Origin of the sequence: Polaromonas sp., assembly GCF_012927415.1 — a bacterium.
Classification (GTDB): domain Bacteria; phylum Pseudomonadota; class Gammaproteobacteria; order Burkholderiales; family Burkholderiaceae_C; genus Polaromonas.
The window spans coordinates 1-20,400 of record NZ_JABBPF010000011.1 but is presented as its reverse complement, the minus strand read 5'-3'; the positions used below and the strand labels follow the sequence as shown (position 1 = coordinate 20,400).

26 protein-coding genes and 1 tRNA gene are annotated in these 20,400 nt (G+C 59.5%); 24 read left to right on the top strand and 3 right to left on the bottom strand.

Going from position 1 to position 20,400, the window contains the following annotated elements:
- Nucleotides 1-62: 62 nt before the first annotated feature.
- The 16 genes from HHJ19_RS00640 (at nt 63) to tatC (ending at nt 11,392) form a co-directional block, all read left to right on the top strand.
- The gene (locus HHJ19_RS00640; RefSeq protein ID WP_296903162.1) at nt 63-308 is read left to right on the top strand and encodes a BolA family protein; all 246 of its coding nucleotides are present in this window, start codon (nt 63-65) and stop codon (nt 306-308) included.
- 5 nt (nt 309-313) lie between these two features.
- The gene (gene murA, locus HHJ19_RS00635; protein WP_296903160.1) at nt 314-1,600 is read left to right on the top strand and encodes a UDP-N-acetylglucosamine 1-carboxyvinyltransferase; all 1,287 of its coding nucleotides are present in this window, start codon (nt 314-316) and stop codon (nt 1,598-1,600) included.
- Nucleotides 1,597-2,247, top strand: coding sequence for an ATP phosphoribosyltransferase (hisG, locus tag HHJ19_RS00630; protein WP_296903158.1), 651 nt, complete (start codon nt 1,597-1,599; stop codon nt 2,245-2,247). The genes murA and hisG overlap by 4 nt, the downstream gene beginning before the upstream one ends.
- Before the next feature lie 5 nt (nt 2,248-2,252).
- Nucleotides 2,253-3,596: a histidinol dehydrogenase gene (hisD, locus tag HHJ19_RS00625; protein ID WP_296903156.1), complete on the top strand. Its 1,344-nt coding sequence runs from the start codon at nt 2,253-2,255 to the stop codon at nt 3,594-3,596.
- The gene (gene hisC, locus HHJ19_RS00620) at nt 3,597-4,706 is read left to right on the top strand and encodes a histidinol-phosphate transaminase (RefSeq protein WP_296903155.1); all 1,110 of its coding nucleotides are present in this window, start codon (nt 3,597-3,599) and stop codon (nt 4,704-4,706) included. It begins immediately after the preceding gene.
- The gene (gene hisB / locus HHJ19_RS00615; protein ID WP_296903154.1) at nt 4,703-5,323 is read left to right on the top strand and encodes an imidazoleglycerol-phosphate dehydratase HisB; all 621 of its coding nucleotides are present in this window, start codon (nt 4,703-4,705) and stop codon (nt 5,321-5,323) included. Before hisC ends, hisB begins: the two co-directional genes overlap by 4 nt.
- A gap of 131 nt (nt 5,324-5,454) precedes the next feature.
- The gene (gene hisH / locus HHJ19_RS00610; RefSeq protein WP_296903153.1) at nt 5,455-6,135 is read left to right on the top strand and encodes an imidazole glycerol phosphate synthase subunit HisH; all 681 of its coding nucleotides are present in this window, start codon (nt 5,455-5,457) and stop codon (nt 6,133-6,135) included.
- A gap of 87 nt (nt 6,136-6,222) precedes the next feature.
- Nucleotides 6,223-6,963 (top strand): 1-(5-phosphoribosyl)-5-[(5-phosphoribosylamino)methylideneamino]imidazole-4-carboxamide isomerase, encoded by a 741-nt coding sequence (gene hisA / locus HHJ19_RS00605; RefSeq protein ID WP_296903152.1) that lies wholly within the window; start codon nt 6,223-6,225, stop codon nt 6,961-6,963.
- Between the two features lie 127 nt (nt 6,964-7,090).
- Nucleotides 7,091-7,870 carry an imidazole glycerol phosphate synthase subunit HisF gene (hisF, locus tag HHJ19_RS00600; RefSeq protein ID WP_296903150.1) on the top strand — a complete coding sequence of 260 codons (780 nt, stop codon included), beginning with the start codon at nt 7,091-7,093 and terminating at the stop codon, nt 7,868-7,870.
- A gap of 109 nt (nt 7,871-7,979) precedes the next feature.
- The gene (gene hisI / locus HHJ19_RS00595; protein WP_296903149.1) at nt 7,980-8,378 is read left to right on the top strand and encodes a phosphoribosyl-AMP cyclohydrolase; all 399 of its coding nucleotides are present in this window, start codon (nt 7,980-7,982) and stop codon (nt 8,376-8,378) included.
- 11 nt (nt 8,379-8,389) lie between these two features.
- Nucleotides 8,390-8,782 carry a phosphoribosyl-ATP diphosphatase gene (locus HHJ19_RS00590; protein WP_296903147.1) on the top strand — a complete coding sequence of 131 codons (393 nt, stop codon included), beginning with the start codon at nt 8,390-8,392 and terminating at the stop codon, nt 8,780-8,782.
- 26 nt (nt 8,783-8,808) lie between these two features.
- Complete coding sequence (locus HHJ19_RS00585; protein WP_296903145.1) at nt 8,809-9,159, top strand: hypothetical protein; 351 nt, start codon at nt 8,809-8,811, stop codon at nt 9,157-9,159.
- A gap of 65 nt (nt 9,160-9,224) precedes the next feature.
- Nucleotides 9,225-9,584, top strand: a complete 360-nt coding sequence (locus HHJ19_RS00580; RefSeq protein WP_296903143.1) for a histidine triad nucleotide-binding protein — start codon at nt 9,225-9,227, stop codon at nt 9,582-9,584.
- A gap of 160 nt (nt 9,585-9,744) precedes the next feature.
- Entirely contained in the window at nt 9,745-10,005 is a 261-nt protein-coding gene (gene tatA / locus HHJ19_RS00575) for a Sec-independent protein translocase subunit TatA (RefSeq protein ID WP_296903141.1), read from the top strand.
- 46 nt (nt 10,006-10,051) lie between these two features.
- Nucleotides 10,052-10,516, top strand: a complete 465-nt coding sequence (tatB, locus tag HHJ19_RS00570; protein WP_296903139.1) for a Sec-independent protein translocase protein TatB — start codon at nt 10,052-10,054, stop codon at nt 10,514-10,516.
- 63 nt (nt 10,517-10,579) lie between these two features.
- On the top strand, nt 10,580-11,392 hold the full coding sequence (gene tatC / locus HHJ19_RS00565; RefSeq protein WP_296903138.1) for a twin-arginine translocase subunit TatC: 813 nt from the start codon (nt 10,580-10,582) through the stop codon (nt 11,390-11,392).
- Nucleotides 11,393-11,594: 202 nt separating this feature from the next.
- Here the strand turns inward: tatC and HHJ19_RS00560 are convergent, their stop codons facing one another.
- Nucleotides 11,595-12,746: a trypsin-like peptidase domain-containing protein gene (locus HHJ19_RS00560; protein WP_296903137.1), complete on the bottom strand. Its 1,152-nt coding sequence runs from the start codon at nt 12,744-12,746 to the stop codon at nt 11,595-11,597.
- A 150-nt stretch (nt 12,747-12,896) separates the two neighbouring features.
- Here HHJ19_RS00560 and HHJ19_RS00555 point away from each other — a divergent pair, with 150 nt between their 5' ends.
- Complete coding sequence (locus HHJ19_RS00555) at nt 12,897-13,658, top strand: Nif3-like dinuclear metal center hexameric protein (RefSeq protein WP_296903136.1); 762 nt, start codon at nt 12,897-12,899, stop codon at nt 13,656-13,658.
- Complete coding sequence (gene pdxA, locus HHJ19_RS00550; RefSeq protein ID WP_296903135.1) at nt 13,655-14,710, top strand: 4-hydroxythreonine-4-phosphate dehydrogenase PdxA; 1,056 nt, start codon at nt 13,655-13,657, stop codon at nt 14,708-14,710. The genes HHJ19_RS00555 and pdxA overlap by 4 nt, the downstream gene beginning before the upstream one ends.
- A gap of 180 nt (nt 14,711-14,890) precedes the next feature.
- Here the strand turns inward: pdxA and mscL are convergent, their stop codons facing one another.
- Nucleotides 14,891-15,313 (bottom strand): large conductance mechanosensitive channel protein MscL, encoded by a 423-nt coding sequence (mscL, locus tag HHJ19_RS00545; protein ID WP_296903134.1) that lies wholly within the window; start codon nt 15,311-15,313, stop codon nt 14,891-14,893.
- Nucleotides 15,314-15,571: 258 nt separating this feature from the next.
- Between mscL and petA the strand changes: the two genes are divergently transcribed.
- From petA to HHJ19_RS00515, 6 genes are all read left to right on the top strand, one after another.
- Nucleotides 15,572-16,198, top strand: coding sequence for a ubiquinol-cytochrome c reductase iron-sulfur subunit (petA, locus tag HHJ19_RS00540; protein WP_296903132.1), 627 nt, complete (start codon nt 15,572-15,574; stop codon nt 16,196-16,198).
- Nucleotides 16,199-16,304: 106 nt separating this feature from the next.
- On the top strand, nt 16,305-17,714 hold the full coding sequence (locus tag HHJ19_RS00535; protein ID WP_296903130.1) for a cytochrome bc complex cytochrome b subunit: 1,410 nt from the start codon (nt 16,305-16,307) through the stop codon (nt 17,712-17,714).
- A 16-nt stretch (nt 17,715-17,730) separates the two neighbouring features.
- On the top strand, nt 17,731-18,486 hold the full coding sequence (locus tag HHJ19_RS00530) for a cytochrome c1 (protein ID WP_296903128.1): 756 nt from the start codon (nt 17,731-17,733) through the stop codon (nt 18,484-18,486).
- A gap of 116 nt (nt 18,487-18,602) precedes the next feature.
- Nucleotides 18,603-19,214, top strand: coding sequence for a glutathione S-transferase N-terminal domain-containing protein (locus tag HHJ19_RS00525; RefSeq protein WP_296903126.1), 612 nt, complete (start codon nt 18,603-18,605; stop codon nt 19,212-19,214).
- Nucleotides 19,215-19,256: 42 nt separating this feature from the next.
- Nucleotides 19,257-19,790 carry a ClpXP protease specificity-enhancing factor gene (locus HHJ19_RS00520; protein WP_296903214.1) on the top strand — a complete coding sequence of 178 codons (534 nt, stop codon included), beginning with the start codon at nt 19,257-19,259 and terminating at the stop codon, nt 19,788-19,790.
- 12 nt (nt 19,791-19,802) lie between these two features.
- A tRNA-Thr gene (locus tag HHJ19_RS00515) sits at nt 19,803-19,878 on the top strand.
- 166 nt (nt 19,879-20,044) lie between these two features.
- Here the strand turns inward: HHJ19_RS00515 and HHJ19_RS00510 are convergent.
- Nucleotides 20,045-20,400: hypothetical protein (locus HHJ19_RS00510; protein WP_366929369.1), on the bottom strand; the 356-nt coding region annotated here is incomplete at its 5' end.

Below are 20,400 nucleotides of genomic sequence, written 5' to 3'. Positions count from 1 at the left end.
ATATGGCCCTGCGCCTGCCACAGGCTGCCTTGCGCGGCTTACTCTTTTTTTAAAAAATATTTATGACCAGCGAAGAACTTCAAACCATCATTGCCGCAGGCCTGCCCTGTGAGCATCTCGAACTGTCCGGCGATGGCCGGCACTGGTATGCGACCATCGTGTCCAGCGCTTTTGAAGGCCTTCGCCTGATCCAGCGCCACCAGCGCGTGTATGCCACGCTGGGCGGCCGCATGCAGAGCGACGAAGTACATGCGCTTTCGATGAAAACCTACACGCCCGTCGAATGGGCGGCCAACGGCGTGCAGTAAATAACATGGACAAATTAAGTATCAAGGGCGGCAGATCCCTGGCCGGCAGGGTAGAAATTTCAGGCGCCAAAAACGCCGCGCTTCCGGAGTTGTGCGCGGCTTTGTTGACCGCCGACACGGTCACGCTGCACAACGTGCCCGGTCTGCAGGACGTGGCAACCATGCTCAAGCTGATTCGCAACATGGGCGTCGAGGCCGAGCGCAGTGCAGGTGTTTCTGGTACGGTCACCATCAATGCGGGACCGCTGAGTTCGCCTGAAGCGCCTTACGAGCTGGTGAAAACCATGCGCGCTTCGGTGCTGGCTCTGGGCCCCTTGTTGGCACGGTTCGGTGAAGCGACTGTGTCGCTGCCCGGTGGCTGCGCCATTGGCTCGCGGCCGGTGGACCAGCACATCCGGGGCTTGCAGGCCATGGGTGCAGAAATTGCCGTTGAACATGGCTACATACTGGCTAAATTGCCGGCAGGCCCGGACGGAGGGCGCGGGCGCTTGAGGGGCGCGAGCATCACGACCGACATGGTCACCGTGACCGGAACCGAGAATTTCCTGATGGCCGCCACGCTGGCCAAGGGGGAAACCATTCTGGAAAACGCGGCGCAGGAGCCCGAGATTGTCGATCTGGCTGAAATGCTCATCAAGATGGGCGCAGAAATTCAAGGCCACGGTACGCGGCGTATCCGCATCCAGGGTGTCGAGCGCCTGCACGGTTGTACCCACCAAGTGGTGGCTGACCGCATTGAAACCGGCACTTTTTTGTGTGCCGTTGCGGCGGCCGGTGGCGATGTGGTCCTGAATCATGGCCGCGCCGACCACCTTGACGCCGTGATCGACAAGCTGCGTGAGGCGGGCGCGACCGTCACTGCCGGAGCGGGTTTCATCCGGATTCAGGCGCAGGGCCGCTTGAAGGCCCAGTCTTTTCGCACCACCGAATATCCCGGTTTCCCGACCGACATGCAGGCCCAGTTCATGGCGCTCAACATGATTGCGGAGGGCACCAGCACCGTGACCGAGACGATTTTTGAAAACCGCTTCATGCACGTCAACGAAATGGTGCGGCTCGGTGCAAAAATCCAGATCGAGGGCAAGGTGGCCGTCATTGAAGGCGTGGAACGGCTTTCGGGCGCCACCGTGATGGCCACCGATCTGCGGGCTTCCGCCAGCCTGGTGATTGCCGGCTTGGTCGCCACCGGCGAAACGCTGGTGGAGCGCATCTACCACCTCGACCGGGGTTACGACCAGATGGAAGCCAAGTTGCGCAGTATTGGCGCGGATATTGAAAGAATCAGATCATGATCACGCTTGCATTATCAAAGGGTCGTATTTTTGACGACATCCTGCCCTTGCTCAAAACAGCCGGTATTGAAGTGCTTGACGACCCCGAAAAGTCACGCAAGCTGATTCTCGATACCAACCATCCCGACCTGCGCGTGGTGCTGGTGCGCGCCACCGACGTACCGACCTATGTGCAGTACGGCGGCGCTGACCTGGGCGTGGTTGGGAAGGATACGCTGCTCGAATCGGGCAGCCAGGGCCTGTACCAGCCGCTCGATCTGCAGATTGCCAAATGCCGCATCAGCGTGGCGGTGCGACAGGGCTTTGACTACCCGGCTGCGGTACGGCAGGGATCGCGCCTGAGGGTGGCGACCAAGTATGTAGCGATTGCGCGCGACTTTTTTGCCACCAAGGGGGTTCATGTCGATTTGATCAAGCTCTATGGCAGCATGGAGCTGGCGCCGCTCACCGGGCTGGCCGATGCAATTGTCGATCTGGTCTCCACCGGCAGCACTCTCAAGGCCAATCACCTGGTCGAGGTCGAGCGCATCATGGACATCAGCTCGCACCTGGTGGTCAACCAGACAGCGCTCAAGCTGAACCAAGTCCCCATTCGCAAGCTCATAGATGTGTTTGCAGCCGCTATCGCCAGCCAGCCAAAATCCTGAAAGCCATGAAACACATCGCTGCCCCTGTCCGTATTTCAAGCACTGCAATCGATTTTGAAGTGCAATTCAAGGCGCGACTGCATTGGTCGGCCGCTACCGATGCGGCGATTGAGCAGCGTGTCGCCGACATTCTGGCTGACGTGCAGCAGCGCGGCGATGCGGCAGTGCTGGAATACACGGCGCGCTTCGATGGTCTGGACCTTGCCGCCATGGCCGACCTGGAACTCACGCAGGCTGAGCTGAAAGCGGCGTTTGAGGCGATTTCCGCCGCCCAGCGCGATGCCCTGCAGGCCGCCGCCCGCCGCGTGCGCACTTACCACGAGGCGCAAAAAAAGGCCACCGGCGAAAGCTGGAGTTACCGCGATGAGGACGGCACCCTGTTGGGCCAGAAAGTCACGCCGCTGGACCGCGTCGGCATTTATGTGCCGGGTGGCAAGGCGGCTTACCCCTCCTCGGTACTGATGAATGCCATCCCTGCCCATGTGGCGGGTGTCGGCGAAATCATCATGGTCGTGCCCACGCCGAGGGGTGAGAAAAACGCGCTGGTGCTGGCTGCTGCCTACGTGGCCGGCGTAACCCGCGCTTTCACCATCGGCGGCGCGCAGGCCGTGGCCGCGCTGGCTTACGGCACGGCCACGGTGCCCAAGGTGGACAAGATCACCGGCCCGGGCAACGCCTATGTCGCCAGCGCCAAAAAGCGTGTGTTTGGCACCGTCGGCATCGACATGATCGCCGGGCCGTCCGAAATTCTGGTGCTGGCCGATGGCACGACGCCGGCCGACTGGGTCGCCATGGACCTGTTCAGCCAGGCTGAGCACGACGAACTGGCGCAAAGCATTTTGCTGTGTCCCGACGCCGCCTATATCGACGAAGTGCTGGCCGCGATGAATCGCCTGCTGCCCGCCATGCCGCGCGCCGACATCATTGCGAGGTCCCTCAATGACCGGGGCGCGCTGATTCACACCCGCAGCATGGAAGAAGCCTGCGCCATCAGCAACCGCATTGCGCCCGAACATCTGGAAGTGTCAAGCCGCGACCCGCATCGTTGGGAGCCGCTGCTCAAGCACGCCGGCGCGATTTTCCTCGGCGCCCATACCAGCGAAAGCCTGGGTGACTACTGCGCTGGCCCCAATCACGTGTTGCCCACCAGCGGCACCGCGCGCTTTTCCAGCCCGCTCGGCGTCTACGACTTCCAGAAACGCTCCAGCCTGATCGAGGTCAGCGAAGCAGGTGCGCAGGTGCTGGGCCAAATTGCCGCTGAACTGGCCTATGGTGAAGGCCTGCAGGCCCATGCGCGCGCCGCCGAGTTGCGTTTGCATGCCGTGCCTGAAATGAGAGTAACTAAATAAATGACCGCGCCTGACGCCACACTCGATCCAAAATTCAGCAGACTGATTCGCCAGGATGTGCAGTCAATGCACGCCTACGCCATCCAGGATTCGGCCGGCATGGTCAAGCTTGACGCGATGGAAAATCCGCACCGGCTGCCCGCTTCGCTGCAGGCTGATCTGGGTCAGCGGCTGGGCGCTCTGGCGCTGAACCGTTACCCCGATGGCCGCGTCAATGACCTGCGCCACGCACTGGCCGACTATGCCCGGATGCCGGAAGGCTTTGACATCATGCTGGGCAATGGCTCGGACGAGCTGATCGCGCTGCTGGCGATGGCCTGCGATGTGCCCGGTGGCTCGGTGCTGGCGCCGCTGCCCGGTTTTGTGATGTATGCCATGAGCGCGCAGTTGCAGGGCCTGAAATTCATCGGTGTCGATTTGACGCCCGACTTCGAGCTCGACGAAGCCGCCATGCTGGCCGCAATCCACCAGCACAAGCCCTCCATTACCTACCTGGCCTACCCGAACAACCCCACGGCCAACCTCTGGGACGACGCGGTAATTGAAAAAATCATCGACGCCGTCGGCGAGCAGGGCGGCCTGGTGGTGATGGACGAAGCCTACCAGCCGTTTTCCAGCAAGAGTTACATCGACCGCATTACCCGGCACAGCCACGTACTGCTGATGCGCACCATGAGCAAGTTCGGCCTGGCCGGCGTGCGCCTGGGTTACATGATGGGCCCGAAAGCCTTGATTGCCGAAATCGACAAGGTACGCCCGCCCTACAACATCAGCGTGCTCAACTATGAATGCGCACTTTTTGCGCTGGAGCACCAGGACGTGTTTGTCGCCCAGGCGCATGACCTGGTGGCGCAGCGCGAGCTTTTGCTTGCCGCGCTTGGCGCGCTGGCGGGCGTGAAAGTCTGGAAAAGCGACGCCAACATGATTCTGGCGCGGGTGCTTGGCGACGGTGATAGAGCCGCCAAGGTATTTGAGGGCATGAAGGCGCGTAAGGTGCTGGTAAAAAACGTTTCTAAAATGCACCCATTGCTGCACAACTGTTTGCGCCTGACCGTCGGCACCTTTGACGAAAATGCGCAGATGCTGGCCGCGCTTGAAGAATCCCTATGACCACCCCTACATTTGCTCCCGGCATGACTCCGCGCACGGCGGAAGTCACGCGAAACACCGCCGAAACCCAAATCACCGTCAGGGTCAACCTGGACGGCACCGGCGAGGCCAAACTGTCCACCGGCATCGGTTTTTTTGACCACATGCTCGACCAGATCGCCCGCCACGGGCTGATTGACCTGGACATTCTCGCCATGGGCGATCTGCACATTGACGGCCACCACACGGTGGAGGACGTCGGCATCACCTTCGGTCAGGCGGTCGCCCGGGCGGTGGGTGACAAAAAAGGTCTGCGGCGCTATGGCCACGCCTATGTACCGCTCGATGAAGCGCTGTCGCGCGTGGTGGTTGACTTTTCAGGCCGGCCCGGCCTCAGCATGGATGTGCCCTTCAAGAGCGGCATGATAGGAACTTTTGATAGCCAGCTGGCTTACGAATTTTTTCACGGCTTTGTGAATCATGCCTTTGTGACGCTGCACATCGACAACCTGAAAGGCGAAAACGCCCACCATCAGGCCGAAACCGTGTTCAAGGCCTTTGCCCGCGCACTGCGCATGGCGCTGGAAATCGATCCGCGTGCCGCTGGCGTGATTCCCTCGACCAAAGGCTCGCTGTAGGCACGGCAGAACCGCAAGCCTCGGCATCTGATCGTCAATTATGGGTGTTTTAGGTTTCATGTCCAGTAAGTACCGGCATCACTAGCTATTAATTTAATAGCAATCATTGATTTTTTATTTTTTCCTTACGGATGACCAATTTGAAAACAGTGGCGGTGGTCGATTACGGCTCTGGCAATTTGCGCTCGGTTTCCCAGGCTGTCCAGCATGTGGCGCAAGGCAGTGGCTACGAAGTCCTGGTCACATCGCGTGCGCAGGACGTACTGGATGCAGAACGCGTCGTGTTGCCCGGCCAGGGCGCCATGCCTGACTGCATGCGTGCGCTGGCCGAGTCTGGCCTGCAGGCGGCGGTGCTGCATGCCGCCGCAAACAAACCGCTGTTCGGCGTGTGCGTCGGCATGCAGATGCTGCTGGACCAAAGCCAGGAAGGGATGGACGGTCTTGCAACGCCCGGACTGGGGCTGATTCATGGCGAAGTCCTCAAGTTTGAACTGGCTGGTCAAATTCAGCCCGACGGCAGCCGCTACAAGGTGCCGCAAATGGGCTGGAACCAGGTTTACCAGTCGCGGCCAGACGGGCAGAATGTGCATCCGGTCTGGGCCGGCGTGCCTGACGGCGCGTATTTTTACTTTGTTCACAGCTTTTACGCGCGACCGTCTGATGTACGCCACATCGCGGGCGAGGCAGACTACGGTGCGCGCTTTGCTGCGGCGATAGCGCGCGATAATATTTTTGCAACCCAGTTTCACCCGGAAAAAAGTGCCGAAGACGGTTTGGCCCTGTACCGTAATTTCCTGCACTGGAAACCCTGATCCGTCATTTTTCATATCGCCGAATGCACCCCCTGCGCCAGGGTGCATTATTTTCAACCTCTTCAACTGCGTTCCTCCAGCCCCAACATGCTACTCATTCCCGCGATTGACCTGAAAGACGGTCACTGCGTTCGCCTCAAACAGGGCGACATGGACCAATCCACCACTTTCAGCGAAGACCCTGCCGCGATGGCGCGCCGCTGGGTTGACAAGGGCGCGCGCCGCCTGCACCTGGTGGATCTGAACGGCGCGTTTGCCGGCAAGCCGAAAAACGAGCTGGCCATCAAGCGCATCCTGGCGGAAGTCGGCAACGAAATCGATGTGCAGCTGGGCGGTGGCATTCGCGACCTCGACACCATTGAGCGTTACCTTGATGCCGGCCTGCGTTACGTCATCATCGGCACCGCAGCGGTGAAGAACCCGGGCTTTTTGCAGGATGCGTGCACTGCATTTGGGGGCCACATCATCGTCGGGCTGGATGCGAAAGACGGCAAGGTCGCGACCGACGGCTGGAGCAAGCTGACGGGCCATGAAGTGATTGATCTGGCCAAGAAATTCCAGGACTACGGTGTGGAATCCGTCATCTACACCGACATTGGTCGCGACGGTATGCTCAGCGGCATCAACATTGAAGCCACCGTCAAGCTGGCGCAGGCACTGACAATTCCCGTCATTGCTTCGGGCGGGCTGTCGAACATGGCTGACATCGACGCGCTGTGCGCCGTGGAAGATGAAGGCGTGCAGGGCGTGATCTGCGGCCGCTCGATCTACAGCGGCGACCTGGATTTTGAAGCCGCCCAGACCAGGGCAGATGAGTTAAACGGATGACCGCAGCAGCGACGAATAGCGGCTCTGCGTGCCAACAGGATACGCATAACCGGCTTGGCCGGGCCTCAGGCGCAGCGGCCCCCTCAGGGAGCAGGAAGCCACACCCAGTGGTCGGCCGTGGGGACTTATGTTAGCGAAACGCATTATTCCCTGCCTCGACGTCACTGGTGGCCGCGTCGTCAAGGGCGTCAATTTTGTCGAGCTGCGCGACGCCGGCGACCCGGTTGAAATTGCCGCGCGCTACAACGACCAGGGTGCCGATGAACTGACCTTCCTGGACATTACCGCCACCAGCGATGGCCGCGACCTGATTTTGCACATCATCGAAGCTGTCGCCTCGCAGGTGTTCATCCCGCTGACCGTCGGCGGCGGCGTGCGCACAGTCGAAGACGTGCGTCGCCTGCTCAACGCCGGGGCCGACAAAACCAGTTTCAACTCGGCCGCGCTGGCCAATCCGCAGGTGATTGAAGACGCCTCGGCCAAATACGGCGCGCAGTGCATCGTGGTGGCGATTGACGCCAAGCGCCGCAGCGCAGAACACGCCCTGACGCGCGGCGCCGGATGGGACGTCTACAGCCACGGCGGGCGCAAGAACACCGGCCTCGATGCGGTGGCCTGGGCCGCCGAGATGGCGCGGCGCGGCGCCGGCGAGATTTTGCTGACCAGCATGGACCGCGACGGCACCAAGTCGGGCTTCGATCTGGCGCTGACGCGCGCTGTCAGCGACGCGGTCAGCGTGCCGGTGATTGCGTCGGGCGGTGTCGGCAACCTGGATCATCTGGCCGACGGCGTGCAGCGGGGCGGCGCCGACGCGGTTCTGGCGGCCAGCATTTTCCATTATGGCGAATACACCGTTGAGCAGGCCAAGCGCCACATGGCCGGTCGCGGTATTCCGGTCCGGCTTTGAATTTCAAGACTTTCAGGCCTGTAGTCCAGGTTTTATCGGCCCAAGCAGCTATTAATTCTATAGCAAACTGGAAACCCGCAAGCCCCCCGCAATGGCGGACAATACTTTCATGAATTGGTTAGACACGGTCCGTTGGGACGATAAGGGCCTGGTGCCGGTGATTGCGCAGGAAGCCGCCAGTGGCGATGTGCTGATGTTTGCGTGGATGAACCGCGAGGCGCTGCAAAAAACCGCCGAACTGGGCCAGGCTGTGTATTTCAGCCGTTCGCGCGGGCGCCTGTGGCACAAGGGGGAAGAGTCGGGCCATCTGCAGACGGTGCATGAAATCCGGCTTGATTGCGACAGCGATGTGGTGCTGCTCAAGGTCACCCAGCTGGGTCATCAGCCCGATCAGCCAGGAATTGCGTGTCACACTGGTCGCCACAGCTGTTTTTTCAGCCTTTATCGGGACGGCCAGTGGGTCGTTACCGAACCGGTGCTGAAAGACCCGGCCAGCATCTACCAATAGAACCCATCAACATGCCCTCCACCGACACCCTCAAGCGCCTGGCGCAGACCATTGAAAGCCGCACGCCGGCGCGTGGCGGCGATCCCGCGCAAAGTTATGTGGCGCGACTGCTGCAAAAGGGCCCGGATGCCTTTCTGAAGAAAATCGGCGAGGAGGCCACCGAAACCGTGATGGCCGCCAAGGATATTGATTGCGGCGGCCCGACGGCCGAGTTGAAAGCCAGGCTGGTCGGCGAGGTGGCCGATTTGTGGTTTCACACGCTGGTTGCGCTGGTCCACTATGGCCTCACGCCGGCCGACGTGCTGGCCGAGCTGGAGCGCCGTGAAGGCACCAGCGGCATCGAAGAAATGGCGCTGCGCAAGGCGCTGATCCGGGATAGCCACGAGGCGGCTGAAAAACACTGAAGTCCCGACCAGAAGGAAGTCGAACCATGCAAACCAATCTGACCCAATATGAAGGCAAGACCCCGGGTGACCGCACGGTCATGCATGTGCTGTATGGCCTGCACACGCTGGCCTGGTTCAGCGGCGGCGTGTTCGCGGTCATCGCGCTTATCGTCAACTACCTCAGGCGCTCGGACGAGCTCGATACGCTCTACCTGGCCCACCATAATTACATGATTGCCACTTTCTGGTGGACGCTGCTCTGGCTGGTCTTGCTATCGCCCCTGTGGCTGCTGTTCATTTTGCCAGGCGCCATTGCCTACGGCATTATCTGGCTCTGGTACCTGTATCGCTGCATCAAAGGCTGGATGCGCTTTAATGGGGACCGCCTGCCCTGAGCCGCCGCGGCCGAGCTCCTTTTTTTTGCTGAAATGTCTTTACCGCCCGTCATTTGAAACAACGCATGAGCCCTCCAGACAACTGCATTTTCTGCAAAATCGCCGCCGGTGCCGTCCCCAGCCGTAAGGTATATGAGGACGACGAACTGTTCGCGTTTCATGACCTTCACCCCTGGGCCCCCGTGCATTTCATGATTATTCCCAAGGTGCACATTCCGTCCATGGCGCAGCTCGGCCCCGGGCACGCGGCGCTGTTGGGCCGCATGATGGTATTGGCACCCCAACTGGCGCTGGAACAGGGCTGCAATCCCTACCCGCAAGGGGGATTTCGCATCGTGATCAATACCGGCTTGGAAGGCGGGCAGGAAGTGCACCACCTGCACATCCATGTCATCGGCGGCCCCCGACCCTGGCTGAAAGGCTGACGGGCCAATGTTGGCAAGTCGGGGGGAACCCTTGCGCCCGGGCAGACACTAACCTGACCAGCAGGCCGGGAGGGTCATCGCCGCATGTCACACTGGGCCTTTAGAATCAGACCATGGTGGGTAATCGAGCCCACTGGCAATTACAGAGCAGGAGCAAAAAATGGGTGGATTTTCCATATGGCACTGGTTGATCGTGCTGTTGATCGTGGTGATGGTGTTCGGCACCAAAAAGCTGCGAAACATGGGTGGTGACCTTGGCGGCGCGGTCAAGGGATTCAAGGACGGCATGAAAGAGGGCGGGCAGGCGCCGGCCGAGGAAAAACCTGTCGTTCCGGCGAGCCAGGTCACAAATGCCCAAGCCCAGGCGGCAGACAAGGCAGAGCGCAACACGATCGATGTTGAAGCCCGGCAAAAGCCTTGAGCGTGCCATACACACCTGTGTCAAATCTTTTTTCGCATGATCTGACGTGATTGATCTTGGCATCTCCAAAATCGCGCTGATAGGGGCGGTGGCGCTGATAGTGATCGGCCCTGAAAAGCTGCCACGCGTGGCCCGCACCGTCGGCACGCTGCTGGGCAAGGCGCAGCGCTATGTCAATGATGTCAAGCAGGAAGTCAGCCGCTCGATGGAGCTTGACGAGTTCAAGAAGATGAAGGAAACGGTAGAAGGCGCCGCCCGCGACGTTGAAAACACGATCAAGACCAACGCCAGTGATTTCGAAAAATCATGGGCTGAAACCAGCAGCAGCGCCGCCGACCCGTTGCCCGGTTTTGAGGTATTTCCCGAATACCGCCACCCTAAAAAAAAATGGCGACTCAAGCAGGGTGCAACGCCCCAGTGGTTCAAGGCCCGTGCCGGCGTTCGGACCAAGGCCCAGTCCGGCGCGGCCCGCGTCGCGCGTTTTCGCCCACAAGCTGGCCGCAAGGCCTGAGCCTCCTTCCGATTTTCTTTTTGCGTGCAGACCGGCGCAAACTACCCAGCGCATACTTCCTTCATGAGCGACCCCAATTCTCCCGGTAGCGACAAGCCCGACGAACTAGCCGGCACTGAGCAACCCTTTGTGCAGCACTTGGTGGAGCTGCGTGACCGGATGATCAAGGCAGTGATTGCCATCGGCATCGCCGCCGCCGTGCTGGCGCTGTTCCCCGGCCCTGGCGCGCTTTACGACCTGATGGCTGCGCCGCTGGTGGCCAGCCTGCCCAAGGGGGCTACGCTGATTGCGACCAACGTCATTTCGCCTTTTGTCGTGCCGATCAAGATCATGTTCATGGCGGCTTTCATGATTGCGCTGCCGGTGGTGCTTTACCAGGTCTGGGCTTTCGTTGCGCCCGGCCTGTACTCGCACGAGAAAAAACTGGTGATGCCGCTGGTGGTTTCCAGTACCCTGCTGTTTTTTGCCGGTGTGGCGTTTTGTTACTACTTCGTGTTTGGTCAGGTCTTCAGGTTCATCCAGAGCTTTGCCCCGAAGTCGATCACCGCCGCGCCAGACATTGAGGAATACCTTAATTTCGTGCTGGGCATGTTTCTGGCCTTCGGGCTCGCGTTTGAAGTGCCGATTGCCGTGATCCTGCTGGTGCGCATGGGGGTGCTCAGCGTCGCCCAGCTGCGCCAGTATCGCGGTTACTTCTGGGTCGCCGCTGCCATTGGCACGGCACTGGTCACGCCGCCCGATGCGGGCTCCATGATCATGCTGCTGATGGTCGTGGGCGGACTTTACGAGGTCGGCATTGTCGCGGCGCAGATCTTCATCAAGCGCACCAAGGCGCCGAGCGAGGACAGCGAGTCGGAAAGCGCAAAGTCGTCCTGAGCCAATTGGCCAATTGTCCGCCGTCCAGCGGCCGCTTTGTGGCAGACTTTAGGTAAAATTGGTGTGACGTCCAATGAATATCGGCATCGTTTGCTATTAAATATATAGCAATCTGCTCCGCTTTATGCGGCCCGCCGCATTTCCCACACAACGCCTGCCCATCCCACACTCCGCGCCAACCGATAGCCCGGCGCAGGCCGTTCTAGCGCTGTACCCTGGGTCGCTGGCGTTTTCCGGGTGTCACGGCAACCTGCACCGCGCCGTCACCGCGCAGCACCGTCAGCGGCGCGGGCGTGCCGGGTTTGAGCGCCGCCACGGCGATCAGCAGCTGGCTTACGCTGCTGACGGGTTTGCTGTCTACTGCGGTGATGACGTCGCCGGGCCGGATGCCGGCCTCCGCGGCGGGGCCGTTCTGCAGCACGCCCGTGATGATGACGCCGCCGGCTTTCGCCGCTTCCGGCTTGAGCTTGAAGGCCTCGGCCAGTTCGGCGTTCAACTCCTGCGGCTCCACGCCAATCCAGCCGCGTGTTACCTGGCCATCCTTCACGATGCCCTCGAGTACCTGTCGGGCTGTCGATACAGGAATCGCGAAACCGATTCCCATGGAACCACCCGAGCGGGAGTAAATCGCCGTGTTGATGCCCATCAGGTGGCCGTTCACATCGACCAGCGCGCCGCCCGAATTGCCGGGGTTGATGGCCGCATCGGTCTGGATGAAATTCTCGAAGGTGTTGATGCCGAGCTGGTTCCGCCCGAGCGCGCTGACAATGCCGGCTGTGACGGTCTGGCCGACGCCGAAAGGGTTGCCGATGGCCAGCACCGGGTCGCCCACCTGCAGCGCCTCGGTGTTGCCCAGCACGATCACGGGCAGCTTGTCGAGCTCGATCTTGAGGATGGCCAGGTCGGTGTCGGGGTCGGTACCAATCACCTTGGCCTTGGCTTTGCGAGTGTCGTTAAGGACCACTTCAATGTCGTCCGCGCCTTCGACCACATGGTTGTTGGTCAGGATGTAGCCGCTCGCGCTCACAATCACGCCGCTGCCCAGGCCGCCCTGAGGCTCGCCCGAACCCTGGTCGCCGAAAAAAAACTTGAACCACGGGTCATCGGCTTGCGGATTGCGGATGGCCGCCTTGCTGGTGTTGATGCTGACCACCGCAGCCGAGGCCAGCTTTGCGGCCGAGGCAAAGCTGCCGACCGGACTGGCGCCGCGTGGCACGCTGGCAGGCGCCTGGATCACCGGCAGGTCCCAGGCCGGGCCCTTGTTCAGCCACTGCGGCTTGAGTGTGGCGACGACAAAATACGCAGCAACCAGAATGGTGACGGTCTGGGAAAAAAGGAGCCAGGTGCGCTTCATGAATGTAAAAGGGTCAGCAGGCGTTAAAGAACAGGAAAAATGCCTTGGCGGTGCCGGGGTTGGCGCCTGCCAGCTCCGTATTGTGCCTTCAAGCACGCAATGCCACAGCCCGGTCAGCGCCCTGCGGCGCTGGCCTGAGACAATCACGGCATGAGCACCACAAGACAGGTTTTACTCCAGGCCTTCGACGCGCTGCTGCAGCCGGCGCGTTTCAAGGACCATGGCCCCAACGGCTTGCAGGTGGAGGGACGCGCGCGCATCGGAAAAATCGTTTCAGGCGTGACAGCCAGCCGCGCGCTGATCGAAGCGGCGATCGCGGCAAAAGCGGACGCCCTGTTTGTCCACCACGGCCTGTTCTGGCGTGGCCAGGATGGTTGCGTCACTGGCTGGATGAAGCAGCGCCTGGCGCTGCTGCTGGCCCATGACATCAACCTTTTTGCCTATCATCTGCCGCTGGATGCCCACCCCGGGCTGGGCAACAACGCACAGCTCGGCCTGCAGCTCGGTATGCAGGCCACGTCGCGCTTTGGCGAGCAGGAGCTGGGCTTTCTGGGCGGCCGGATCGATGGCGCCAGCTTTCCCAGCATCGAGGCCCTGGCTGAACACCTGGAAAAGGTATTGAATCGACCTGTGGTCCATGTAGGACGGCCGCAGCAAGCTATTAAAAACATAGCATGGTGTTCTGGCGGGGCGCAAGGCTATTTTGAAGCGGCGATTGTCGCCGGTGCCGACGCCTTCATCACCGGCGAAATTTCCGAGCCGCAAGCACATTACGCGCGCGAGATGGGTGTGGCTTTTCTTGCCTGTGGGCACCACGCAACGGAGCGTTATGGCGCGCCGGCCGTGGCGGCGCACATGGCGGCCCAATTCGGGCTGATGCATCAGTTCATCGACATAGACAACCCCGCATGACCCATCTTCCGCCCAAGCCGCTGCTCATCACCATGGGCGATGCCGCAGGCATCGGCCCGGAAATCATTGCGAAGGCGTTTCGCGAGGCGCCAACAGAGATGGCCGGCTGCGTCGTGGTTGGTGACGTGGCCACGCTGCGCCGCGCGGCGGCCCTGACTGCCGCCGCGGCGGGCGCGCTGGCGCTGCCGGTCGCGCAGCTTGATGCGCTGGGCCAAGCGTCAACCGTGCCGCCGAACTGCATCGGTGTGCTACAAAAATGTGAGCTGGCTGCGCCCGTGCCGTTTGGACGAGTCAGCGATCTGGCCGGAAAAGCCGCGGCCCAATGCATTGTCTGGGCGGCACGCGCCGTGCTGGCCGGCGAAGCTTCGGCCATGGTGACGGCACCGATACACAAGGAAGCGCTGGCGGCAGCGGGTGGCTGGCTAGCAGGTTTTCCGGGCCACACTGAAATGTTGCAGGCCGAGGCTGCCGTGTTTCTGGGCAAGCCGGTGAGCGAACTGCCGGTGCGCATGATGCTGGCCAATGACGAGTTGAAAACCGTGCTGGTCAGCATCCACCTGTCCCTGAGAAACGCTATCGAAGCGGTGACTTTTGACAACGTACTGCAGACTTTGCGCATCTCCCACCGCGCCGTAAGCGCCAGCCTGGGTCGGCCGCCACGCATCGCCGTGGCAGGGCTGAACCCGCATGCCGGTGAAGCTGGCCTGTTTGGCAGCGAAGAGCAGACCATCATCGCGCCGGCCATCGCGGCGGCACGCGCCGAAGGGCTGAATGTGAGCGGTCCGTTCGCGCCAGACACGGTTTTCATGCGGGCCCGCAACACGGCGGCCAGGCCGGGTGAGTTTGACGTGGTGGTCGCCATGTACCACGACCAGGGGCTGATTCCCGTGAAGTACCTGGGGGTGGAGCAGGGCGTCAATGTCACGCTCGGCCTGCCGCTGGTGCGCACCAGTCCCGACCATGGGACGGCCTTCGACATCGCCGGCACCGGCAAGGCCGACGCTTCCAGCCTGCTCGCCGCCATCCGCCTGGCGCGCCGGCTGGCCCCCTGAGAAAAATGGGGGTTAAATCACGTTGTGGTCCAATGAAATTCGGCACTAGTAGCTACAAAATTAATAGCAAATCGGGTTCGCGCGATCGGCTGAGCGGGCGGCCAAACGCCATCAGAGCCTAATGAGGGCAGCCGCATTTCGTGGCGTGAGCCTGGGCGCGCGCAGGGCGCGCGGCGGTGCTTACCTTTTCAGACTGTCACGGATTTCGCGCAGCAGCATGATGTTTTCAGCAGGCGCGGCAGGCGCTGGCGCAGGCTGCGTTTTTTTCATGCGGTTGACCTGTCTGATCATCAGGAAAATGATGAAAGCCAGAATGGCAAAGTTGACCGCCACGGTGATGAAATTGCCGTACGCGAACACTGGAACGCCGGCTTTCTTCAGCGCATCCAACGTCATGGCGGTGCCCGCCGGCACGCCGCCCAACACCACGAACAGGTTGGAAAAATCCAGCTTGCCGACCACCGCACCAATCACCGGCATGATCAGGTCGCCGACCATAGAGTCGACGATCTTGCCGAAAGCCGCGCCGATGATCACGCCGACAGCCAGGTCAATCACGCTCCCCCTGGCCGCGAACTCCCTGAATTCCTGCATCATTCCCATACGGTTTTCCTGTTGTTTTTGACATTTTTCTGATCGTGAACCGGGACAGCCGATAATCAATTATGACTCTTGGCTATGACTTTCGCATTGCGTTCTGATGAGCAGTTGCAAAACAAGTCCTGAGCGCTGCAGAAGCGGCAAGCTGCGCGCCGGGGCAGGCGCCATCCCGTTTTTGGCCTTGAAAAGGATACGCACGCTCCGCTACAATTACAGGTTAACCCCACTATGCCTTTTTCAAGCCAGCCTTGAAGGACTTTCATGACCGAAGCAAGCGTAATCGGTGTGCCGCACGGCGCGCCTGTCGATAAAGATAAGAGAAACTGGATCGCAGCCACCTGCGCCGTGGGCGGTGCAGGCGTTGTAGCCGTGGCCGTACCTTTCGTAAGCACCTTTCAGCCGTCTGAAAGAGCCAAAGCCACCGGCGCTGCGGTAGAAGTTGATATTTCAGCCTTGAAACCGGGCGAAAAAATGACGGTGGAGTGGCGTGGCAAGCCCGTATGGATTGTCAAACGCACCCCTGCGCAACTCGCTTCACTGACAAAAGTCGATTCGCTGCTGGCTGATCCGAAGTCTGAACGCAAACTGCCCGAATGGACGCCCGAATACGCGCGCAACGAAACCCGTTCCATCAAGTCCGACACCCTGGTGGTGGTTGGCATTTGCCCGCACCTGGGCTGCTCGCCGTCGGACAAGTTTCAGCCCGGTGCACAGCCTTCGCTGCCTGATGACTGGGTGGGCGGATTTTTATGTCCATGCCATGGTTCCACCTTCGATCTGGCGGGCCGTGTGTACAAGAACAAGCCTTCGCCCGATAACCTGGAAGTGCCCCCGCACATGTACCTGTCGGACGCAAGACTAATCATTGGTGAAGACAAAAAGGCCTAAGGGCGCGCCAACTCCTTCTCAAGATTTTGCCACGAGCGCTTGATACCCTGCCGTCCTGCACCGTACCAAGCCATGGTCAAAGAAACTTACCGAACCAGGATCAGTTATGGCTGAATTCAAAGAAATTTCCCCCGATGCCCCATTCGCTGAAAAAGCGATAACCTGGGTCGACAACCGCTTTCCCGCCAGCAAGCTCTTCAAAGAGCACATGAGCGAATATTACGCGCCCAAGAACTTCAATTTCTTTTATGTTTTTGGCGCGCTGGCGTTGCTGGTGCTGGTCATACAAATCGTCACCGGCATTTTCCTGACGATGAATTACAAGCCTGAAGCCTCGCTGGCTTTTGGCTCGGTCGAGTACATCATGCGCGACGTGCCTTGGGGCTGGCTCATCCGCTACATGCATTCCACTGGCGCTTCCGCCTTTTTCATCGTGGTCTACATGCATATGTTTCGCGGCCTGATTTACGGCAGCTACCGCAAGCCGCGTGAGTTGATCTGGGTGTTCGGTTGCGCAATTTTTCTGGCGCTGATGGCTGAAGCCTTCATGGGCTACCTGCTGCCCTGGGGCCAAATGAGCTATTGGGGCGCCCAGGTTATCGTGAACCTGTTTGCCGCCATTCCGTTTATCGGCGCTGACCTTGCGCTCCTGATCCGTGGCGACTATGTGGTCGGCGATGCGACTTTGAACCGGTTCTTTGCCTTTCACGTAATTGCCGTGCCACTGATGTTGCTGGGTCTGGTTGTGGCACACATCATTGCGCTGCACGAAGTGGGTTCCAACAACCCGGATGGCGTCGAGGTCAAGGGTCCGAACGCGCCGCGCGATGCCAACGGCCATCCACTGGATGCGATTCCGTTTCATCCGTATTACACGGTGCATGACATTTTCGGGGTCAGTATTTTTCTGATGATTTTCAGTGCGATTATTTTCTTTGCGCCGGAGTTTGGCGGCTATTTCCTGGAATACAACAACTTCATTCCCGCCGACCCATTGAAAACGCCTCTGCACATCGCCCCGGTCTGGTACTTCACGCCTTACTACTCGATGCTGCGCGCCATCACCAGCGAGATGATGTATGCCTTGATTGCCTGTGTGCTGGCCGGTGCGGTGCTCGGAGTGCTCAAGGCCAAGATCGCCGCTTTGTTCAAACTGATCATCGTCGGCGTTGCCGTAGTGCTGGTTGCTGCGATGTTGATGATCGATGCCAAGTTCTGGGGTGTCGTGGTCATGGGCGGAGCGGTCATTATTCTGTTCTTCCTGCCCTGGCTGGACAACAGTGAAGTCAAATCGATCCGCTATCGTCCGACCTGGAACAAGTATCTGTACGGTGCCTTTGTGATCAATTTCCTGATTCTGGGCTACCTGGGTGTACAACCACCATCGGCCATCGGCGAGCGCGTCTCGCAGCTCGGAACCTTGTTCTACTTCGGTTTCTTTCTCCTGATGCCATGGTGGAGCCGGCTGGGTACCTTCAAGCGCGTTCCTGACCGCATTACTTTTGCGGCTCACTGAGCAGGAAACTACAAACATGAAAAAAATCATCTTCGCCCTGATTACAGCGGTCGGTCTGATGACTGGCGTGCAGGCTAACACCGGGGGGCTTGCCTGGGACAAAGCGCCCAATAAAACCAACGATGTAGCGGCCCTGCAAAATGGCGCCAAGCTGTTTGCCAATTACTGCCTGAATTGCCACTCGGCAGCCTTCATGCGGTTCAACCGCCTGAAAGACATCGGTCTGACCGAACAGCAGATCAAGGACAACCTTCTGTTCACGACTGAAAAAGTCGGAGAAACCATGAAGGTTGCGATGGATCCGAAACAGGCTAAAGACTGGTTCGGTGGTACTCCGCCCGACTTGACCGTGATTGCACGTTCGCGAGCTGGCGCTGGCGGCAGCGGTGCCGACTACCTCTACACTTACCTGCGTACTTATTACCGGGACGACACCAAGGCGACGGGCTGGAACAATCTGGCTTTCCCCAATGTGGCCATGCCACACGCGTTGTGGCAACTTCAGGGTGAACGTAAACCCGTCTATGCAGAACAGGAAGAGCACGGCCACAAGGTTGCCATTTTCAAAGGGTGGGAGCAGGTTACGCCGGGCTCCATGACACCGCTGCAATATGACCAGGCCATCGGCGATCTCGTCGGTTATCTGCAGTGGATGTCGGAGCCGGTCCAGAATACGCGCGTTCGTATTGGTGTCTGGGTGCTTATTTTTCTGCTTGGACTGACCTTTGTGGCATGGCGCCTCAATGCGGCGTTCTGGAAAGACGTCAAGTAAATTTTCGCCGATCGATGTGCCCGGGGTGCGCCCTGGTGCGCATCGGCATCTTCGGAGTGGACGGTTCTAAGGTTTGAATCTTAGCCTCCACTTTTTTGTTTTAGGAGTTCCGAATCATGATGGTCCTTTATTCAGGCACGACCTGCCCGTTCTCGCATCGCTGCCGTTTTGTGCTGTTTGAAAAAGGCATGGATTTCGAAATCCGCGACGTTGACCTGTACAACAAGCCCGAAGACATCAATGTGATGAATCCTTACGGTCAGGTGCCAATTCTGGTCGAGCGCGACCTGATCCTGTACGAATCCAACATCATCAACGAGTACATCGACGAACGCTTTCCGCACCCGCAACTGATGCCCGGCGATCCGGTTGACCGCGCAAGGGTTCGCCTGTTTCTGCTGAACTTTGAAAAGGAACTGTTCGTTCACGTCAGTTCGCTTGAATCCCGAGCTACCAAGGGCAACGAAAAGGCGCTGGAAAAATCCCGCGCACACATTCGCGATCGCCTGACGCAGCTGGCTCCGATTTTCCTGAAAAACAAGTTTATGCTGGGCGACAACTTCTCCATGCTTGACGTGGCGATTGCACCATTGCTCTGGCGGCTGGACTACTACGGCATCGACCTGTCGAAAAATGCCGCGCCGCTGCTCAAATATGCTGAACGCATTTTCTCGCGGCCCGCCTACATTGAAGCGCTGACTCCTTCGGAAAAGGTCATGCGCAAGTAATGGCGGCATCTAATACCGGAATCAAGCACCTTGGCTGACCTCATAAACGCGCCAGACGCCACGTCAACGCGCCCTTATCTGATACGCGCCCTCTATGAGTGGTGTACTGATAACGGCTTGACGCCTTACGTGGCCGTGGCGGTGGACGACAGTGTGCAGGTGCCGCGCGAGTACGTGAAAAACAACGAAATTGTGCTCAATATCGGTTTTGATGCGACCAGCTCGCTCACTCTGGGCAATGAGTTCATCGAGTTCAAAGCGCGTTTTGCTGGCACTGCGCGTGAAATCCTGGTGCCCATCAGCCATGTGATCGCCATTTACGCCCGCGAAAACGGGCAGGGCATGGCTTTCCCGATGGAGGCGGCCTCAAGAGAAACCCCGGCGGATGTCGAGCTGGGTCGGACTGAAACTGCGGCTCCGCCTGCATCCACGCCAGACCCATCTGAAACGCCGGAAGCCAAGTTTATGCAACTCGTGCCCGAGAGTATTCCGGATGCTGGTATCAGCGAAAACCCTGATTCCCCGGAGCCGCCACCACCGTCGCGCCCACGGCCCTCACTCAAGCGAGTGAAGTAAAATAAGAATTATGCCGCTTTAGCTCAGTTGGTAGAGCAACCGCCTTGTAAGCGGTAGGTCGTCAGTTCGATTCCGACAAGCGGCACCACTCCACTCCAACACTTTCGTCGAAATCTTGCCATCATCACTTTGTTCTTGTCCTTGTCCCTGCCACAAGGGCGCAGTGCGCAATAAATTCAGTGGCAACAACCGCACTGCTGGAAAAAATGCGGACCTTGATCCTGCCGTTAAGCCTGAGCAGAGTCCTTGATTGCTTATTTTTTGACCAGTAGTATCTTCAACCGAATTGAGTTAACCTTCAAGCCCTCGCGGACTAGCCGGGCCTGGATAAGCGTAATCAAGTGCGGGGTTTTTGCCGCTGCTGGGTTGCCTCTTACCAGCCGGCACCAGCTTTTATCGTCATTGGGTCCCGCCTTGACGGCATCACGAAGCGCTTCGGGAAGCAGTGACTCAATTGCCTTGAGCCGGTCGTTTGATTCCTTGACCAATACCGTCAACCGTGCCAGTGAGGGGGCATTGCCCGCCGCCTGGTGTACGGAAAGGGCCTGGTGAAGGCGCCGGTGGATAGTCAAGTTAGTCAAGGCCTGCTTTAACGGTTGCAAGCTTTTAA

Bases quoted from the DNA above. Each gene is read 5' to 3' on its own strand.
- mscL (WP_296903134.1), bottom strand. From the start codon at position 15,313: ATGGGAATGATGCAGGAATTCAGGGAGTTCGCGGCCAGGGGGAGCGTG.
- HHJ19_RS00640 (WP_296903162.1), top strand. From the start codon at position 63: ATGACCAGCGAAGAACTTCAAACCATCATTGCCGCAGGCCTGCCCTGT.
- hisI (WP_296903149.1), top strand. From the start codon at position 7,980: ATGAATTGGTTAGACACGGTCCGTTGGGACGATAAGGGCCTGGTGCCG.
- HHJ19_RS00580 (WP_296903143.1), top strand. From the start codon at position 9,225: ATGAGCCCTCCAGACAACTGCATTTTCTGCAAAATCGCCGCCGGTGCC.
- HHJ19_RS00585 (WP_296903145.1), top strand. From the start codon at position 8,809: ATGCAAACCAATCTGACCCAATATGAAGGCAAGACCCCGGGTGACCGC.
- HHJ19_RS00525 (WP_296903126.1), top strand. From the start codon at position 18,603: ATGATGGTCCTTTATTCAGGCACGACCTGCCCGTTCTCGCATCGCTGC.
- tatC (WP_296903138.1), top strand. From the start codon at position 10,580: ATGAGCGACCCCAATTCTCCCGGTAGCGACAAGCCCGACGAACTAGCC.
- HHJ19_RS00535 (WP_296903130.1), top strand. From the start codon at position 16,305: ATGGCTGAATTCAAAGAAATTTCCCCCGATGCCCCATTCGCTGAAAAA.
- HHJ19_RS00530 (WP_296903128.1), top strand. From the start codon at position 17,731: ATGAAAAAAATCATCTTCGCCCTGATTACAGCGGTCGGTCTGATGACT.
- hisH (WP_296903153.1), top strand. From the start codon at position 5,455: ATGACCAATTTGAAAACAGTGGCGGTGGTCGATTACGGCTCTGGCAAT.
- pdxA (WP_296903135.1), top strand. From the start codon at position 13,655: ATGACCCATCTTCCGCCCAAGCCGCTGCTCATCACCATGGGCGATGCC.
- tatA (WP_296903141.1), top strand. From the start codon at position 9,745: ATGGGTGGATTTTCCATATGGCACTGGTTGATCGTGCTGTTGATCGTG.
- hisB (WP_296903154.1), top strand. From the start codon at position 4,703: ATGACCACCCCTACATTTGCTCCCGGCATGACTCCGCGCACGGCGGAA.
- hisD (WP_296903156.1), top strand. From the start codon at position 2,253: ATGAAACACATCGCTGCCCCTGTCCGTATTTCAAGCACTGCAATCGAT.
- HHJ19_RS00555 (WP_296903136.1), top strand. From the start codon at position 12,897: ATGAGCACCACAAGACAGGTTTTACTCCAGGCCTTCGACGCGCTGCTG.
- HHJ19_RS00590 (WP_296903147.1), top strand. From the start codon at position 8,390: ATGCCCTCCACCGACACCCTCAAGCGCCTGGCGCAGACCATTGAAAGC.
- murA (WP_296903160.1), top strand. From the start codon at position 314: ATGGACAAATTAAGTATCAAGGGCGGCAGATCCCTGGCCGGCAGGGTA.
- hisF (WP_296903150.1), top strand. From the start codon at position 7,091: ATGTTAGCGAAACGCATTATTCCCTGCCTCGACGTCACTGGTGGCCGC.
- petA (WP_296903132.1), top strand. From the start codon at position 15,572: ATGACCGAAGCAAGCGTAATCGGTGTGCCGCACGGCGCGCCTGTCGAT.
- hisC (WP_296903155.1), top strand. From the start codon at position 3,597: ATGACCGCGCCTGACGCCACACTCGATCCAAAATTCAGCAGACTGATT.
- HHJ19_RS00560 (WP_296903137.1), bottom strand. From the start codon at position 12,746: ATGAAGCGCACCTGGCTCCTTTTTTCCCAGACCGTCACCATTCTGGTT.
- hisA (WP_296903152.1), top strand. From the start codon at position 6,223: ATGCTACTCATTCCCGCGATTGACCTGAAAGACGGTCACTGCGTTCGC.
- hisG (WP_296903158.1), top strand. From the start codon at position 1,597: ATGATCACGCTTGCATTATCAAAGGGTCGTATTTTTGACGACATCCTG.